Annotated in this window: 16 protein-coding genes; 3 read left to right on the top strand and 13 right to left on the bottom strand. The window is 66.3% G+C overall.

Annotated features, from left to right (window positions below; translation table 11 throughout):
* The first annotated feature begins 53 nt into the window (after window positions 1-53).
* Together AC6CID_RS13330 and eutC are read left to right on the top strand one after the other, a co-directional pair.
* On the top strand, window positions 54-1,466 hold the full coding sequence (locus AC6CID_RS13330) for an ethanolamine ammonia-lyase subunit EutB (RefSeq protein ID WP_498354061.1): 1,413 nt from the start codon (window positions 54-56) through the stop codon (window positions 1,464-1,466).
* On the top strand, window positions 1,463-2,227 hold the full coding sequence (eutC, locus tag AC6CID_RS13325; RefSeq protein WP_247848089.1) for an ethanolamine ammonia-lyase subunit EutC: 765 nt from the start codon (window positions 1,463-1,465) through the stop codon (window positions 2,225-2,227). Before AC6CID_RS13330 ends, eutC begins: the two co-directional genes overlap by 4 nt.
* A gap of 51 nt (window positions 2,228-2,278) precedes the next feature.
* Here eutC and AC6CID_RS13320 read toward each other — a convergent pair whose 3' ends face one another.
* From AC6CID_RS13320 to AC6CID_RS13260, 13 genes are all read right to left on the bottom strand, one after another.
* Window positions 2,279-3,019, bottom strand: coding sequence for an SDR family NAD(P)-dependent oxidoreductase (locus AC6CID_RS13320; RefSeq protein ID WP_160874633.1), 741 nt, complete (start codon window positions 3,017-3,019; stop codon window positions 2,279-2,281).
* A 37-nt stretch (window positions 3,020-3,056) separates the two neighbouring features.
* The gene (locus tag AC6CID_RS13315) at window positions 3,057-3,806 is read right to left on the bottom strand and encodes an SDR family NAD(P)-dependent oxidoreductase (protein ID WP_237451147.1); all 750 of its coding nucleotides are present in this window, start codon (window positions 3,804-3,806) and stop codon (window positions 3,057-3,059) included.
* Window positions 3,807-3,843: 37 nt separating this feature from the next.
* Window positions 3,844-4,353, bottom strand: coding sequence for an SRPBCC domain-containing protein (locus AC6CID_RS13310; RefSeq protein ID WP_160874631.1), 510 nt, complete (start codon window positions 4,351-4,353; stop codon window positions 3,844-3,846).
* Between the two features lie 13 nt (window positions 4,354-4,366).
* The gene (locus tag AC6CID_RS13305; protein ID WP_465862686.1) at window positions 4,367-5,182 is read right to left on the bottom strand and encodes a mycofactocin-coupled SDR family oxidoreductase; all 816 of its coding nucleotides are present in this window, start codon (window positions 5,180-5,182) and stop codon (window positions 4,367-4,369) included.
* Window positions 5,183-5,219: 37 nt separating this feature from the next.
* Window positions 5,220-6,029: a MaoC/PaaZ C-terminal domain-containing protein gene (locus tag AC6CID_RS13300; RefSeq protein ID WP_277370492.1), complete on the bottom strand. Its 810-nt coding sequence runs from the start codon at window positions 6,027-6,029 to the stop codon at window positions 5,220-5,222.
* A 52-nt stretch (window positions 6,030-6,081) separates the two neighbouring features.
* On the bottom strand, window positions 6,082-7,185 hold the full coding sequence (locus tag AC6CID_RS13295; RefSeq protein ID WP_465862689.1) for an alkene reductase: 1,104 nt from the start codon (window positions 7,183-7,185) through the stop codon (window positions 6,082-6,084).
* Between the two features lie 202 nt (window positions 7,186-7,387).
* A complete protein-coding gene (locus tag AC6CID_RS13290) occupies window positions 7,388-8,431 on the bottom strand; it encodes a ferredoxin--NADP reductase (RefSeq protein ID WP_277370490.1) in 1,044 nt (347 codons plus the stop codon).
* A gap of 71 nt (window positions 8,432-8,502) precedes the next feature.
* Window positions 8,503-10,152 (bottom strand): flavin-containing monooxygenase, encoded by a 1,650-nt coding sequence (locus AC6CID_RS13285; protein WP_465862692.1) that lies wholly within the window; start codon window positions 10,150-10,152, stop codon window positions 8,503-8,505.
* A 70-nt stretch (window positions 10,153-10,222) separates the two neighbouring features.
* Window positions 10,223-10,948, bottom strand: a complete 726-nt coding sequence (locus AC6CID_RS13280; RefSeq protein WP_498354060.1) for an SDR family NAD(P)-dependent oxidoreductase — start codon at window positions 10,946-10,948, stop codon at window positions 10,223-10,225.
* A 28-nt stretch (window positions 10,949-10,976) separates the two neighbouring features.
* A complete protein-coding gene (locus AC6CID_RS13275; RefSeq protein WP_160874621.1) occupies window positions 10,977-11,918 on the bottom strand; it encodes an alpha/beta hydrolase in 942 nt (313 codons plus the stop codon).
* Window positions 11,919-12,077: 159 nt separating this feature from the next.
* A complete protein-coding gene (locus AC6CID_RS13270; protein WP_498354059.1) occupies window positions 12,078-12,896 on the bottom strand; it encodes an SDR family NAD(P)-dependent oxidoreductase in 819 nt (272 codons plus the stop codon).
* A gap of 97 nt (window positions 12,897-12,993) precedes the next feature.
* Window positions 12,994-14,370: an MFS transporter gene (locus tag AC6CID_RS13265; protein WP_160874617.1), complete on the bottom strand. Its 1,377-nt coding sequence runs from the start codon at window positions 14,368-14,370 to the stop codon at window positions 12,994-12,996.
* Window positions 14,371-14,425: 55 nt separating this feature from the next.
* Window positions 14,426-14,899: a nuclear transport factor 2 family protein gene (locus AC6CID_RS13260; protein WP_465862698.1), complete on the bottom strand. Its 474-nt coding sequence runs from the start codon at window positions 14,897-14,899 to the stop codon at window positions 14,426-14,428.
* A gap of 457 nt (window positions 14,900-15,356) precedes the next feature.
* On the opposite strand from AC6CID_RS13260, the gene AC6CID_RS13255 reads away from it, so the two are divergent.
* Complete coding sequence (locus AC6CID_RS13255; RefSeq protein ID WP_277370486.1) at window positions 15,357-16,385, top strand: TetR/AcrR family transcriptional regulator; 1,029 nt, start codon at window positions 15,357-15,359, stop codon at window positions 16,383-16,385.
* Window positions 16,386-16,419 lie beyond the last annotated feature (34 nt).

Below are 16,419 nucleotides of genomic sequence, written 5' to 3'. Positions count from 1 at the left end.
GCACTCCACTGCGTGCTCACATCCGTCGAACCGGTCCTGCGCGGGAGGCCTCGATGACGATCTACCGACAACAGCTCGGCGGAGCCGGTTACGTCTTCGACGGCCTCGTCGATCTGCTCGGCAAAGCATCCCCGCGCCGCTCGGGCGATGAACTCGCCGGATGCGCCGCCACCTCGGACGCCGAACGCGCCGCGGCACAGCTGGCCCTCGCCGACCTCCCGCTGACCACCTTCCTCACCGAGGCAGTCGTCCCGTACGAGACCGATGAGGTCACCAGGCTGATCGTCGACACCCACGACGCGACGGCCTTCGCGCCGGTCTCGCACATGACCGTCGGGGAACTGCGCGACCACCTCCTGGAGGTCGCGGCCCGACCGGACTCCGCCGACGTGCTCGCGGCACTCGCGCCGGGACTCACGCCGGAGACGGTCGCGGCGACCAGCAAGATCATGCGCAATCAAGACCTCATCGCGGTCTCCCGCGCTGCGACGGTGACCAGCGCGTTCCGCACGACCATCGGATTGCCCGGGCGGCTCGCGACGCGCCTGCAACCGAACCATCCCGTCGACGACCCGCGTGGGGTCGCCGCGTCCGTTCTCGACGGCCTGCTGATGGGATGCGGCGACGCGGTCGTCGGCATCAATCCGGCGAGCGACTCGCCGCACGCCGTGTCCGACCTGCTGCACCTGCTCGACGAGATCCGGCAGCGATTCGAGATCCCCACCCAGTCGTGCGTGCTCACCCACGTCACCACCACGATCGATCTGATCGAGAAGGACGCACCCGTCGACCTGGTGTTCCAGTCCGTCGCCGGCACCGAGGGTGCAAACCGCAGCTTCGGTGTGGACCTCGCCGTGCTGCGGGAGGGCAACGAGGCCGGCAGGTCGCTGCGACGGGGGACCGTCGGCAACAACGTCATGTACTTCGAGACCGGGCAGGGTTCGGCGTTGTCGTCGGGAACCCATTTCGGAACCGGTGGCAGGCCGGTGGATCAGCAGACCCTCGAAGCGCGCGCGTATGCCGTTGCGCGCGAGTTCGAACCGCTGCTCGTCAACACCGTCGTCGGGTTCATCGGACCGGAATACCTGTACGACGGCAAACAGATCATCCGCGCGGGTCTCGAAGACCAGTTCTGCGGCAAACTCCTCGGCCTGCCTATGGGTGTGGACGTCTGTTACACCAATCATGCCGAGGCCGATCAGGACGACATGGACACCCTGCTGACCCTGTTGGCCGTTGCCGGAACAGCATTCGTGATCACCGTGCCGGGTGCCGACGACGTGATGCTCGGCTATCAATCGCTGTCGTTCCACGACGCGCTGTACGTGCGGGAGGCCGCCGACCTGCGGCCGGCACCGGAGTTCGAGGACTGGCTACGCAGGCAGGGTATGGCGGACGATATCGGTCGCATCCTACCGGTGGACGTCGGCACGTCCCCTCTGCGCGCACTCGGAGGTGCCTTGTGAGCGACCTGTGGGACGAATTGCGCCGGAACACCCAGGCACGGATCGGCCTGGGACGCACCGGGAACAGCATCCCGACGCGCCGTCATCTGGAATTCGTGGCGGCCCATGCCGAGGCGCGCGACGCCGTGCACGTCCCGCTCGATGTGCATTCCTTGGCTCAGCGGGTTCGTGATCTCGGGCTCGGTGAGCAGTTGATCGTGGAAAGCGCAGCAGGAGATCGCAGTACGTATCTGCGTCGCCCCGACCTCGGCCGGCAGCTCGCCGAGGGGACCACGCTGCCGCGAACAGAGGCCGATCTCGGTATCGCGCTGTGCGACGGGTTGTCGTCCACCGCTCTCGACGCCCACGGACCCGATCTGCTCGCGGCGATCGTCGCTGCCCTGCCCGGGTTGACCGTGGCGTCACCGGTGATCGCGACGCAGGCCCGCGTCGCGCTGGGCGACCATATCGGTGAGCGGCTCGGCGTCACGACGATGCTCGTGATCATCGGCGAACGGCCCGGCCTGTCGGTGGCCGACAGTGTCGGCGTGTATCTGACGCACCACCCGACGCCGGGACGCAGTGACGCCGAACGCAACTGTGTGTCGAATATCCACCCGCCCGGCGGGATGACCTACGAGCACGCGGCGCGCGTCGTCGCGGCCCTCGTGAACGGGGCGCGGCAGTTGGGGGCCTCGGGGGTGGCGTTGAAGGACACCTCGCGGGATCCCGCACTCACCGACCCCGACAGCGGAGCGCGAAACGGTCAGCAGAGCGCGTAATAGCGCGCTCCGATGACCATTTCGCGCTCTGTTGTGACGAGGACCTGCTGATTACTGCGCGGTGTAGCCGCCGTCCACGAGGAATTCCCCACCGGTGATGAACGACGCTTCGTCGCTCGCCAGGAACGCGACGAGACCGGCCACTTCGGCCGAGGTGCCGAGCCTACCCAATGGTGTCAGCGCGGCCATCCGTTCCCGGCCCTGATCGCCGAGGGTGGGGGTGTCGATGAAACCCGGGTGCACCGAGTTCACACGGACACCGGCCGACGCCCAGGCGACGGCCGTGTTCTTCGACAGCGTCCGCACCGCGCCCTTCGCGGCCGCATAGGCCGGAGCGGATCCGAAGCCTCCGACGACGCCGAACATCGAACTGACGTTGACGACCGAACCGTAGCCGGACGCTTTCAGAGCGGAACTCGCCGCACGCTGGCCGAGGAAGACACTGGTCTGCGTCACCGCGATGACCCGGGCGTAGAGCTCGGTGTCGGTGTCCTCGATCAGGTCCGGATGAGCGATTCCGGCGTTGTTCACCAGGATCCCGAGACCCCCGAAGGTGTCGACCGTCTCGGCGATCGTCTCCTGCCACTCCGCTTCGGAGGAGACGTCCAGGTGCCGGTAGACGGCTCGACTACCACCGTCCACGATCGACTGCGCCACAGCGGTGCCGAGGTCGTCCTGGATATCGGCGACGACCACGGCCCCGCCTTCAGCAGCGATGCGTTCGGCGACCGCACGACCGATTCCGCTCGCGGCGCCGGTCACCAGCGCCACCTTGTTCTCGAACCGACTCATCGACCCGCTCCCTTCTCTGAGTTCCGCACGTGGGATGTCAGACTCCGAGAGCGACCCGACCGGCGGTGGCTCCACCGTCGACGATCAGATCGTGCCCGGTGACGTAGTTCGCGTCGTCCGAGGCGAGGTACAGAATTCCCGTGGCCATCTGGGAGGGGTTGGCGGCGTATCCGATGGGCTGGAGCTTGTCGAGGACGTCGACGATGCCCTCCACGTCCGGCACCATGCCGCTCAGCATGGTGCCGGGCGAGATCGTGTTCACGCGAACACCTTTGGGCGCGAGTTCGAGCGCGCATGCCTTGGACATCGCGACCACGGCCGCCTTCGTGCCACAGTAGACGGCCATGCCCTCGGTGGGCAGGTAACCGCCGTTCGAGGCAGTGTTGACGATAACACCGGATCCCTGCTCCGCCATGACGCGACCTGCCGCTCGAGTGCCGTAGAAGATGCCGGCGAAGTTCACTGCCACCACGCGCTCGAAGTCGTCGTTCGTCGTGTCGAGAAGCGGGCCGGCGGCGTGGACACCGGCGTTGTTGCACATCACGTCGAGTCGTCCGTACCGGGCGACGGTCCCGCTGACGAGAGCGTCGACCTCGGCGGGGTTGCCGACGTCGGTGCGGACGAAGTCGGCGCCGATCTCCTGCGCTACGGCCTCACCCGCCTCCTGGCTGATGTCCGCTATGACCACGCGAGCGCCTTCGACGGTCATCAGTTCGGCGGTCGCCCGGCCGAGACCGGAGGAGGCTCCGGTGATGATGACGATCTTGTCCTGCATACGGTGTGCCATGTCGGCCTTTCGGATGGTGGTGCCGGGAAATGGGGGGTCAGGCGGTGGGCGAACCGAGGGTGCGCTCGGCGTGGAGCGCCTCGCTGCGCTTCTTCAGTGCGACGGCGGTGTCGTCGAACGCGCGCTTCACCCACACACCGCTGTCGGCCATGATCTGGTGTGCTTCCTCGCCGAGGAAGGCGTCGGTGGAGTAGTAGCGGCACCGGTTCTCGTCGATCGGTTCGATGACCTGATCGCGTCGAGCGGCTTGTGCAGATGTCTCGGTGGGGCGGAGCTCCCACGACAGTAGGCGTTCGGGCACCACGGCACAGACGTATTCGGTGTACGGGAAAGTTTCGGTGGCTCCCGAGTAGTCGGCCAGTGTCATATTCACGGGCGCACCGATTTCCAGTGTCGATTGCGCCGCGATGCAGAAGGGATTCCAGTTCGGGTAGTTGTCGAGATCGGTGAGGACCTCCCAGACGACATGCGCCGGAGCGTCGATCTTGACTGTGACAGAGCGAACCGTGGTCGCGGAATCGTATTCGGGGATGGACAGTTCGGTCATAGTTCCTCCATGGTCAGCGGATGAGGGTTCCCAGGTCGACCGGAATCTGAGCTCCGGTGATGTGACGAGCTTCGTCGGAGAGCAACCAGGCGACGGTTCCGGCGATGTCCTCTGCGTCGGTCGCCTCGTCCGGCAGGGCGTTCATGAAGATCGGACCGAGGGTGGCGGCATGGTCGGCGATCATCTGCTGCATCTCGACGGGCTGCATGTCGGTGGTCACCCCGGCGGGGTGCACGGTGTTGACGCGGATGCGGTGCTGTCCGAGTTCGTTGGCCAGCGTCTTGCACAGGCCGACGACCCCGTGCTTGCTGGCCGAGTATGCGGCGACGAACGGCAGTCCGCGCAGACCCGCCACCGAGCTCGTCATGACGATGGCGCCACCCCGGCCCCGCTCGAGCAGGATCGGCACGGCCGCCTTGACGGTGTGGAAGACCCCGGTCAGGTTGATGTCGATGGTCTCCTTCCATTGCTCGAGGGCGTGCTCCCAGGTGGTGGCGGCGGTGCAGACACCGGCATTGGCGACGACGATGTCGAGGCCGCCGAGTTCGGCGACGCCCTCCGAGAGTGCCTGCTGGAGCGCGTCGAAGTCGCGGACGTCGACCTCGCGGGCGACGATGCGTCGGCCGAGCGCTTCGACCTCCTTGACGGTGACGGCCAGATCGTCGGGGGTGGCGCCGGGATAGGCGGGGTATTCGAGGGACTTGCAGATGTCGACCGCGATGATGTCGGCGCCCTCGCTCGCGAGCCGGACGGCTTCGGCGCGACCCTGGCCGCGGGCGGCTCCGGTGATGAATGCGATCTTGCCTTCGAAGCGGCGTGTGCTCGTCATGATGTTCCGTTCGGAGAGGGAATGGTCGTGGTCGGGGTCAGGCGAAGGACGCGTGTCCACCGTTCAAGACGGCACCGCCGTCGGTGGTGACGTCGAAGCGCGCGCCGGTGGCGTCGCCCCAGGCGCGGACCTGCGCGGTGTCGCCGGGGAAGACGGGTGCCGCGAACCGGCCGGACAGGGTCTTCAGGTCGGCCGGGTGGGCGCCGAGCATGTCTGCGAGAGGCAGGGTGGTCGCAGCGAGGGTGCACAGGCCGTGCAGGATCGGACGTGGTTGCCCGATGCGTGCTGCGGCGTCGGGATCGATGTGGATGTGGTGCCGGTCGCCGGTGAGGCGGTAGAGCGCGGCCTGATCGAGATCGGTCGTCAAAGTGCCGACGACGGTCGGGTCCCCCTCGGGTGCGGACGGTGCCGACGGACCGCGATCACCGCCGAATCCACCTGCGCCGGGGGCGAACAGCGCCCAGGTGGCCACGAAGTAGTCGCTCTCGACGACCACTTCGAAGACCGCAGCACGGCCCTTGTCCCAGACCTCGCCGACCCGTGCCGACATCGAGATCTCGCCGGACCGGGGCAGGGGAGCGAGCACGTCGAGACTCTGCGAGCCGTGGAGCGCCGTCTTCGTGTCGAACGCCCCGAGTGTGCCCAGCGCATCGGGTGCCCACTGTGCGAGGGTCAGGGCGAAGGTGGGCAGGACGCGGAGTCGGTCCTCGAAGACCAGGTCGAGGTCGGTGGCGTGGGCGCCGACCGCCAGCGCGTACAGGACGGCGTCGCGCTCGTCGTAGCCGACCACTCGGGTGCCCAGGTCGAGGTCACGCCACCGGGTGGGGGTCGACGTCGTTTCGGTCATCGATGGAGATCCCTTCTGGTGTTGACGTCGCGCGTGTGGCGTATCTGCCGCGTCACACGCGCGCCGGGGTGAATCGCGGATAGTCGAGGTAGCCCTCGGCGCCCCCGCCGTAGTAGGTGTTCGGGTCCGGTGCCGTCAGTGGCCACCCGTTCTGCAGGCGTGCGACGAGGTCGGGGTTCGCGATGAACGGTTGTCCGAAGGCGGCGAGGTCGATCAGGTCCCGCTCGAACAGTTCGTCGGCGTACTCCTGCGTCATTCCGCCGGCGAGGATGATCGTTCCCCGGAACCGGGCACGGAAGGCCGTGAGGAAGTCGATGTCGAGAAGCCGACCGCCGGCAGGACGCTGGTCGATGAGGTGGATGTAGGCGAGGTTGCGGCGCGACAGTTCCGAGGCCAGGTACAGATAGGTCTCTGCGGCCTCGGGATAGGCGGGCATGTCGAACAGTTCGCTGAACGGGGAGAGCCGGATCCCGACGCTGGCGGAGCCGAGTACGTCGATCACGGCGTCGACCGTCTCGAGCAGGAACCGGGCACGATCGGTGTAGGAGCCGCCGTACCGGTCGGATCGGGTGTTGGTCGCGGGGTTGAGGAACTGTTCGAACAGGTAGCCGTTGGCTCCGTGCAACTCGACACCGTCGAAGCCTGCCACCTCGGCATTGGTTGCTGCATCGGCGAAGTCATCGACGACGCGGCCGACTTCCTCGGTGCTCAACGGGCGGGGATCACCGACGTCGACGAAGCCGACGTTCCCGTCGTCGTCGAGCGCGAAGATCTTGCTCTCCGGAGCGGGCACGGCGCCTGCGCTGACGGGTCGTCCGCCTTCCGGCTGGAGGGAGATGTGCGACAACCGGCCGACGTGCCAGAGCTGGGCGAAGATCCGCCCGCCCTCGCTGTGGACGGCGTCGGTGACCGTGCGCCATCCGGCGACCTGCGTCGGCGACCAGATCCCCGGGACGTACACGTATCCTTGCGCTTCGGGGGAGATCGGTGTGCCTTCGGTGACGATCAGTCCGGCAGTCGCCCGCTGGCGGTAGTACTCCGCCGTCTCCGCGGTCGGGATCGTGTCGATGCACCGTGCCCGTGTCATGGGCGCCATCACGAGACGATTGTCGAGGACGAGTCCGCCGAGCCGATGGGTGTCGAACAACCGAGTCAACGCTGTCTCTTTTCTGGAGGAGGTCTACGACTCTTGTTCACGGCCGCGGCGCGGAACTCGACCGGACCGTGGTGTCCGGAGATCGATTCGCGACGGAAAATATTGGTATAGAACAGATCTCACTCGAACAGGCCGTGATGGGGATCACTGTAGCCTTTGGCTGCGACAGCGTCAACACATCCGGCCCGTCGAGTGAACGGGGTCAGAACTCGATCTCGATCGGACCCGAGTCGGGACGTGCCTGGCATCCGAGGATGTACCCCTCGGCGATATCCGATGGGTCGAGGATGTCCGACTTCTCCATCACGACCTTCCCCGAAACCACTGTGCACGCGCAGGATCCGCACTCACCCGATCGGCAGGAGAACGGCACGTCGACACCGCGGTCGAGCAGTACATCGACGAGAGTGTTGCCGCTCGGCCACTCGAACCGATGCGACTCGCCGTCCAGGTGCACGACCGTCTCCACCGCAGAGGCGGGATCGTCGTCGACGAGCGGCGCGGGTGCTTCGAAGGGGTCCCCCGAAAGTGACACGAACACTTCCTGATGAAGGCGCTCCGCAGGAACATCTGCCGCTCGCACCCCGTCGGCGACGCCGTCCATGAACGGGGCGGGGCCACAGACGAACACCTCGCGAGAGGTGTGCTCCGCCGCCAGTGCCGCGAACCTCTCACGAGAAGGGATGCCGTGCACGTCGTCGAACCAGTAGTGGATCGTCAGACGGTCGTCGAACTTCGCGGCGTAGTCCTCGAGTTCGCGGTGGAAGATCACCGAGTCGCGGTCGCGATTGGCGTAGAAGAGAACGACCGACCGGTCGGACCGGAGCAGGGCCGTCTTCAGGATCGAGATGATCGGCGTGATGCCACTCCCTGCCGCGAACAGCAGGAAATCGCTCGTGAAATCCGCGGGCGTGAAGCGACCCGAGGGCGGCAGGACGGTGAGGGCATTGCCCGGTTCGACGTTGTCGCACAACCAGTTCGAACCGTAACCGCCGGCGGTTCGTTTGACGGTGACCTTCAACTCGTCGTCGATGCCGGGAGCGCTCGACAGCGAATACGACCGGGCGACATGTCCGGTGCGGTCGCTCGGTATCCGGACGGTCAGGAACTGGCCGGGTCGGTACACGAACAATTCACGGGAGTTCTTCGGCGTGCGCAGGACGATCGACTTCGAATCCGGGGTCTCTTCGATGACGTCGATGACGGTCAGTTCGTATCCGACACCGACGGTCTGCAAGGTGCTCACTCTCGGTCGCCTGCGCTCTCCATTGACTACATTGTTCTCGTGAATTCGACTGCGTGAAAAGAAATCCGGACTCAGGGCAGGGGTACGCGCTGCTTCTTCTCGAACCCCGTGTACCCCTCGTCCGCAGCGCGGGTGCACCAGTCGGAATAGCGTTGGAAACCACCGACGTACATCAGCAGGGCCCGCGGCTTGCCGGGGATGTTCGCACCCGTGTACCAGGAGTCGGTACGGGAGTGCATCGTGCGCGAGGCAGCGGTGTCGACTTCGGCCGCCCACTCGCTCTCCTGCGCGAGGGTGGCGCCGAAGCGGGAGATCTCGTTCTCCTCGAGATGATCGATGGTCCGCAGGATCCAATCGACCTGCCACTCACCCGTGGTGATCATCTGCGCCAGGACGGAGGGGCTACCGGGGCCGTGCACCATGAACAGGTTCGGGAATCCGGCCGTCATCAGGCCGAAGACGGTCCTCGGTCCGTCGGCCCAGTGATCGGCGAGTCGCGCTCCGTCGACGCCGGTCACGTTCATCCTCAGCATCGAACCGGTCATCGCGTCGAAGCCGGTGGCGAAGATGATCACGTCGAGGTCGTACTCGGATTCACTGGTGCGAAGGCCCGACTCGGTGACCTCCTCGATGGGGTGGGCTCGTACGTCGACCAGGCTCACGTTGTCGCGGTTGAAGGTCTCGTAATAGCCGGAGTCGATGCAGATCCGCTTGCCGCCGATCGGATAGGTCTTCGGGCACAGGAATTCTGCGGTCTCCGGGTCGTGGACGATGGACCGGATCTTGTTGCGCACGAACTCGGCGAGGATCTCGTTCGCCTTCGGGTCGCTGGAGGTATCGGTGAACGTCCGGATGAACTCGAGTCCGTTCCGGGCGTTCCACGCCCGCTCCATGACCTCTTCGCGCTCTTCTTCGGTGTAGTCGAAGATCGAACGCTGCTCGGCGACATTGCTCATGAGCACCGCGCCGTGGGTGCTGAGGATCTGCTTGCGCCGTTCGGGGTAGTTGGCCTTCCACTCCTGCTGGTATTCCGCATCCAGTTTCCGGTTGCGCGAGGGAAGGCTGAAGTTCGGGGTCCGCTGGAAGACCGTGAGGTGCTCGGCGACTGCGGCGACCTCGGGGGTGATCTGGATGCCCGTGGAACCGGTACCGATCAGACCGACGCGCTTGCCGGCGAGGTCGACGCCCTCCTTGGGCCACCGCGAGGTGTGGTACGCCTCGCCGCGGAAGCGGTCCAGTCCGGGCCAGTCCGGGACGTTCGAGACGTCGAGGCTGCCGGTCGCCGCGATGACGTGCCGGGCGACGAAGTGGTTGCCGGAAGCGGTACCGACATGCCATTCGTCCGCGGACTCGTCGAAGGTCAGTTCGTCGACGCGGGTCTCGAAGCGGATGTCCTCACGCAGGTCGAAGCGATCGGCGACATGGTTCGCGTATGCCTCGAGGTCCGGTTGCGGCGAGAAGTGCTCCGACCACGACCATTCCTGCTGGAGATCGTCGTCGAAGGAGTACGAGTACTGCATGGACTCGATGTCCACGCGGGCGCCGGGGTAGCGGTTCCAGTACCAGGTGCCGCCCACGCCGTCGCCTGCCTCCAGGCACACGACCCGACGGCCCTGCTGACGGAGACGGTGAAGCGCGTACATTCCGCTGAAGCCCGCGCCGATGACGACGACGTCGAAGCGTTCGGCGGTACGGCCGGCTTCCGGGGTCGAGGTGGACATGTTCCTCCAAGGATCGGATCTGCTTCAGCGGCGCGAGGCGGCCTGCTGAGGAATTCGGGGGTGGAGACTGCTACCCGAGCAGGGAGCCGCCATCCGCGACGATGTCGGTGCCGTTGACGAAGGACGCGTCGTCCGAAGCGAGAAAGACCACGACGTTGGCGGTCTCCTGCGGGTCGGCCTGGCGCTTGAGTCCGGTCGGGACCTCGGTGGAGGCGGTGGTCGGCGACATGTCGGTGCGAAGGTTGCCGGGCAGCACCGCATTCACCCGGATCTTCGACGGTTCGAGCTCGATCGCTGCGGTCCGCGTCAGTCCGCGCAGTGCCCATTTCGACATGCTGTACGAGCCGTGCCCGGCATATGACGTCGTGCCGGCGAGCGACGAGACGTTCACGATCGAACCGCCACCGCGGGCGCGCATAGCGGGGGCGACGGCCTGGATGCCGAGGAACGGTCCGCGCAGGTTGACGGCGAGGACCTTGTCGAGGTCGGCGACGGTCTCGTCCTCTAGGAGCTGCTTGCGGTAGATTGCCGCGTTGTTGACGAGGACGTCGAGGCCGCCGAAGGTCGAGGCCGCCAGGGCGACAGTGGCGGCCCAGTCCTCCGGGGAGGTCACGTCGAGGTGAGTGCGGACGACGGAGTCTCCGAGGTCGTCGGCGACGGTTTTCGCCAGGTCGTCGAGGACGTCGCCGATCACGACCGAGCAGCCTTCGCGCGCGAGTGTCCGGACGATCCGTTCGCCCTGTCCGCGTGCGCCACCGGTGACGATCGCGACCTTTCCTTCGAAGCGGTGCGGCATGATTCTCCGATTCCGGGATGCTTGTGGTTCAGCTGGTCAGTGCTCGCCGGATGGCGGCGGTGTAGTCGGCGTCGATCCGCTGGGAGATCGCAGCCTGTGGGAACACTCCGGACGATCCGTGGAAGGTTCCGGGGTAGAGGTGCAGTTCGGTGGCCACGCCTGCCTGCGTCAACCGCTGGGCGTAGTCGATCCCCTCGTCGCGGAGCGGATCGAAGGAGGTGACCGCGATGTACGCCGGGGGCAACCCGCTGAGGTCGGTGGCCCGCGCGGGGGCGGCGTATGCCGAGGTGGCGGTCCGGTCGGCGTCGGCTCCCAAGTAGTGGCGCCAGCTGTCGATTCCGTTCTGCCGGTTCCACAACGGGGAATCGATGTATTCGGTGGCAGAGGTCGTGAGCAGGCGGTCGTCGAGGACGGGGGAGTCCAGCGCCTGGAAGATCACAGCAGGTCCACCGGTGTCGCGGGCCTTGAGTGCAACTGCCGCGGCGAGTCCGGCGCCGGCGCTGATTCCGGCGAGGACGATCCGGGTCGGGTCGATCCCCAGGTCGTTGTCGCCGGCGACCCAGGTCAGAGCGTCGAACGCGTCGTCGAACGGTGTGGGGAAGGCGTGTTCCGGAGCGAGTCGATAGTTGACGGAGACCACCACCGCGTCCAGGCTCGCGGCGAGGGCCGACGGAACCCGGACGTCGGTTGTGGCGTCGCCGAAGACGAACCCGCCGCCGTGGAAGTAGACGACGCACGGGAGTGGTTGCGCGGTGCGCTCTTCCGGTTCGAACACGACGAGGCCGATGTCGGAGCCGTCGGCTGCGGGTGCGGTTCGGTGGTGCACTGCGACGCCTGCGGGTACGGCCGTCATCGGATCTTCGGTCCTCATGGACCGGATGACTGCGCGCGCCTTCTCGGCGTCGGCGACGTCGAGTTCGGGGAGGAATCCCATCATCGGCCGGTATTCGGGATCGACGGCGTAGGACATCGATTCCTCTCCTTGTGCGCTAGGAACGAGTGCTCCGGTCGACCGCGACCGGAACTGTGTGACGTGACTGCGATCACTGCGGCTGAGAGAACTGTAGCCATTGGCTACTTTCTCGTCAACCATCAATCGTGATGTTTCCCGGAGCAGGCTCGCTTCGACTCAGAAACCCGACATTTCGTAGGGGTATTTGTTGGTGGCTCCGCCGTCCACGACCATCACCTGGCCGGTGATCGTCCGGGCGAGGTCACTCACGAGGAAGGTCAGGGCGCTCGCGACGTCGGCCGGCAGCGTCAACCGCTGGAGCGGAATCTGGGTGCGGGTGTTCTCGAGTGCCTCGGAGTCGAGCACTGCCGAGATCCGCGGTGTGACGACGAATCCGGGGGCCACCGCATTGACGCGAACACCGAACGGCCCCAATTCGATCGATGCGGACCTGACCAGTGAGCCGAGCGCCGCCTTGTAGACGCCGTAGGCGGCGTGCACCGGAGAGCTGCCGATACCGGAGACCGACGAGACGAACGTGACGGACCCTTCGCCGCGGTCGCGCAGCCGGCGACCGAAATGCCGCAGCGTGAGCACCGCGTGACGCAGGACGATGGACTCCTCCCAGCTCCAGTCCTCGTCGCTGATGTCGAGAAGAGAGCCGTAGCGCGCCATGCCGATGACATCGACGACGCCGTCGAGCTCACCCGCCCGGTCGGCCAACGCTGCCATGTCGGAGTTGTCGGTGGCATCGACCTGCTCCGAGGTGGCCCGGGAACCGAGCTCGGCGCACACCGCGTCGGCGCGGTCCCGGTCCACGTCGACGACGATCACCTCGGCACCGAGCTGGGCGAGGGCGTGGGAGACCTGTCGTCCCATTCCCTGCCCGCCACCGAGTACGAGGTAGCGGCGTTGTGAGAGATCGAATCGACTGCGGTAATCGATGATCCGGTCGCTCTCGGCGGGACCGTGCGGCGGCGCGGAATCCTGGGACATGGGTACTCCGATCGGGAGAACGGGAGGCCTCGGGGCCGTGGTGTGATGGGCGTGGCCCCGATGCGTGCGGGTGCATCGGGGCCACGATCGGTACGTGTCAGACCATCTTCGGAGCCGGGGAAGGCTCCTCGACCGGCTCCGCGTCGACGGATTCGGTGTCGCCCGTGATGAGCGAGGCCTCGGGTGCTGCGCTGCTGTTGCTGTTCGGCATGGTGGCAATCACCACGATGCCCAGAAGTGCTGCAGCGCCGACGACGCCGGAGGCGGCGTAGGGATTGCCCGTGATCGCGGTGAACTTCCCTGCGAGATAGGGGCCGAGGCCTCCACCGATCGCCGAGCCGAGACCGAATCCGATGGCAGCGCCCGTGTAGCGGACCGCGGCGGGGAATGCCGACGTGAGCGTCGCGTAGACGGGGACGGCGGATGCGCCGGCCAGGCCGACGAGGAGCATGTGCCCGCCGGCGGTGACGATCAGGTTTCCGCCGGTGGCCTTCATGAAGTACATGATCGGGAACATCGAGACCAGGATGATGCCCAGGCCGATGACCATGGTGTTCCTGCGGCCGGCCCTGTCGATCAGGAAGCCGGCACCGAAACCGATGACCACGGCGAAGGTCGATCCGGCGGTGGCGATCCAGGCGGTGACTCCCGGGGCCATATCCACCTGCTGCTGCAGGAACAACGGCATGTACGCCGGAACTACATACCCGATCGCGAGGACCGAGGTGCTGAGTGCGATCACCCGGAGCAGGGTCGCGGGGTACCGCGTGACGACCGAACGCACGGGGGAGGACTGGACCTTGTGCGCACCGGCGAGTTCCTGGAAATCTGGCGACTCTTCCAGGCGCTTGCGCAGATACAGCACGTACAGCATCAACGGCAGCGACATGAGGAGCGGAATCCGCCAGCCCCAGTTCGCCATCGTCTCTTCGGACGTCAGGGTGGTGGTGAGTGCGACGGCCAGGGGAGCGAGAGCGCCACCGAATGCGAATCCCACCGGGGTCATCGCGCTCAGGATGCCGTAGTTCTTGGCGGAGGCGTGCTCGGCGACGAAGGTGGCCGAACCCATCTGCTCGCCGCCGGCGAAGAAGCCCTGCAACATGCGGGTGAGTACGAGCAGGACCGGGGCCATGATTCCGACGGTGGCGTGAGTCGGCAACAGACCCATGAGAATGGTTGCCCCGCCCATGCCGGAGATCGTGACGATCAAGGCAAAGCGGCGGCCGTATCGGTCACCGATCCGACCGAAGACGATGCCGCCGATGGGGCGTGCGAGGAATCCGGTGCCGAGAACCGCGAGGGAGCTCAGGACTCCGGCCGCGGGGTTGTCGCTGGGAAAGAACAGAGGCGACAGGTAGGCGATGAGGAAGGTGAAGACCATGAAGTCGTAGGCCTCGACGGCAGTTCCGAAGAAGCCTGCGAGCGACGCCCTGCGGGCCACGCTCGGTGACGGCGCGATCTCGGGTGAGTTCATATCGATCCTGTTCGGTTGTGTCCGGTGTGCTCACCGGGGAAAGTTCGGTTCCGATTCACACTCGACGTGTTCCGGCCTCGTCCAGGCCGCTGCCGGGCACGTAGCCGAGCAGCGTCCGGGACTCCGACACGAACGGAGTGGTGACGCGGTCGGAGATCTGCCAGGCGGCAGCCGATCCGGACCGCACGTATTCGACGTCGTAGTAACCCACGAGCCGCTGCGACGGTGATCCCGGAGCGTCGAACGAGCCGAACCATTCCATGTGGATTCGGCTCGTGGCGCGATCGCCGTCGATGGTGATCTGCGGGAGGTGCATCAGATGGATACCGGTGAACGGAGCGTCCTCGCAGAATGCGCGGAGGGATTGCCGGCCCTGGACGAACGTACCCTTCGACAGTTCCGGACCCCCATCGCGTGACCGGTAGATCCCGTCCGGCGGGAACAGTGACGACCAGGTCGCTCCGTCTCGATCGTCGAAGGAACGCGCGTAGAGGCCCTCCAGTTCCAGGATCGCCAGGCGATCCTCCATCGCCCGGATCCTGTACTCGTTGTCCGTGGCGCTTCCGTGCAACGTCGTGGGTGGCACTTCATCCTCCTGAACTGGGGCAACAGCGGCAAGATTCGACATGCGCACGAAACGATCCATGACCAAGGTCGAGCCGGGACGCAGTCGGCGGAACGGTGGTCGGCACGACATTTGGGCGGTCCTCGCAGCGTTCGCCGACGCGACCGCACCCGGCACCCGACGACCGTCTGCGGTCGTGAGGAACCACCACCGACCCAGTGACTGCCGTCACAGTAGCCATTGGCTACGCTTGCGTCAATATGTGTCGGCATGTTGTTCCGCCGAGCGGGATGACAGGGCGTCGGAGATTCGCAAAGATGAGGTGTGACATCGGAACACCGCTCGGTCGCCGTCTGTACCGGCAAGCGGGATTCGTCACGCGAATCCCGCTGTCGCTGATCATGATAGGGTCTGCGCCATAATGGAGCACCTCAGTGAGACCGCCGCTTTCGCCGACGACGTCTGGACCACGCCGCAGGTGGCGAGCTTCCTGGGTATCAGTCGTCAGGCGATCAACAAGCGTGTCCGGAGCCGGAAGATGCTCGGATATGCGGGCGACGGGGTGACGCTCTTTCCCTTGTGGCAGTTCGATACCGAGACCCACACGATCCATCCCGAGGTCCCCGAGTTCCTCGCGGCCTTCGACGAGGACATCGAACCTGCTGCGATCGCCCTGTGGGCGATCACGAAGGTCGACGGATTCGATCGAACGCCCGTGGAACTGCTGCTGGATCCCGGAACCAAGGACGACGCGCTGCGGTTGGCCGGCACCTGCACGACCGACGCGATCGAGGAACATCCTGCCCTGCAGGCCGAGCCCGCCCCCGAAGTCGCGGAGAAGAAGGTCGCCGAGTGGAGACCCACCCGGCCAGGGGCGTCCGGAGCGCAGGAGGCCATCCTTCGCGCCGCCGCGGATCTCTTCGCGCGTAAAGGCCCTGCGAAGGTGACGCTCCGGGAGGTCGCTGCCGAGGCGGACGTGTCGTACGGATTGATCCACCGTTTCTACCGCACCAAGGAGAACCTGCTGGTGGCGGTGATGGAATTGCTGGTCGGCTACGGCGGCGACCGCCTGACCGCGGAGAAGGATGCCTACGACGCGATCGACAACTCCATCGGCGCAGACCTCGACGCCGGTCAGTTCGGCCGGATGCTGATGTGGTCGATCTTTGAGGGCATCGAGCCGGACCGGCTGCTCGGCGAAGCGCGGTCGCGTGGATACCGCCAACACATCGAGGCGCTGTGGAAGAACCCCACCCCGCCGCAGATCCGGGGCGAGTTCGATCCGAGCGTGCTGGCGGCGCTGGTCGGTGTCATCGGCTCGGTGTGGGATCTGTACGAGCCGTACATGATCGAGCTCTCCGACAACCGGTGGCGCAGCCGCGACGACCTGCGCCGAGAGGTCAGCGACCTGCTCAAGTTGCTCGTCTACGCCGCTCGGCCGGACCGCTGACCGAAGAGAAAACGCAAGAACAGGCGGACGGCCC

The sequence above is a fragment of the Rhodococcus sp. GQ147 genome, from assembly GCF_059759155.1.
This window is presented reverse-complemented; position numbering and strand designations above follow the sequence as displayed.

Bases quoted from the DNA above. Each gene is read 5' to 3' on its own strand.
- AC6CID_RS13310 (WP_160874631.1), bottom strand. From the start codon at position 4,353: ATGACCGAACTGTCCATCCCCGAATACGATTCCGCGACCACGGTTCGC.
- AC6CID_RS13285 (WP_465862692.1), bottom strand. From the start codon at position 10,152: ATGTCCACCTCGACCCCGGAAGCCGGCCGTACCGCCGAACGCTTCGAC.
- AC6CID_RS13255 (WP_277370486.1), top strand. From the start codon at position 15,357: ATGGAGCACCTCAGTGAGACCGCCGCTTTCGCCGACGACGTCTGGACC.
- AC6CID_RS13265 (WP_160874617.1), bottom strand. From the start codon at position 14,370: ATGAACTCACCCGAGATCGCGCCGTCACCGAGCGTGGCCCGCAGGGCG.
- AC6CID_RS13305 (WP_465862686.1), bottom strand. From the start codon at position 5,182: ATGACGAGCACACGCCGCTTCGAAGGCAAGATCGCATTCATCACCGGA.
- AC6CID_RS13300 (WP_277370492.1), bottom strand. From the start codon at position 6,029: ATGACCGAAACGACGTCGACCCCCACCCGGTGGCGTGACCTCGACCTG.
- AC6CID_RS13260 (WP_465862698.1), bottom strand. From the start codon at position 14,899: ATGGAGGATCGCCTGGCGATCCTGGAACTGGAGGGCCTCTACGCGCGT.
- AC6CID_RS13270 (WP_498354059.1), bottom strand. From the start codon at position 12,896: ATGTCCCAGGATTCCGCGCCGCCGCACGGTCCCGCCGAGAGCGACCGG.
- AC6CID_RS13330 (WP_498354061.1), top strand. From the start codon at position 54: ATGACGATCTACCGACAACAGCTCGGCGGAGCCGGTTACGTCTTCGAC.
- AC6CID_RS13280 (WP_498354060.1), bottom strand. From the start codon at position 10,948: ATGCCGCACCGCTTCGAAGGAAAGGTCGCGATCGTCACCGGTGGCGCA.
- AC6CID_RS13315 (WP_237451147.1), bottom strand. From the start codon at position 3,806: ATGGCACACCGTATGCAGGACAAGATCGTCATCATCACCGGAGCCTCC.
- AC6CID_RS13320 (WP_160874633.1), bottom strand. From the start codon at position 3,019: ATGAGTCGGTTCGAGAACAAGGTGGCGCTGGTGACCGGCGCCGCGAGC.
- AC6CID_RS13275 (WP_160874621.1), bottom strand. From the start codon at position 11,918: ATGTCCTACGCCGTCGATCCCGAATACCGGCCGATGATGGGATTCCTC.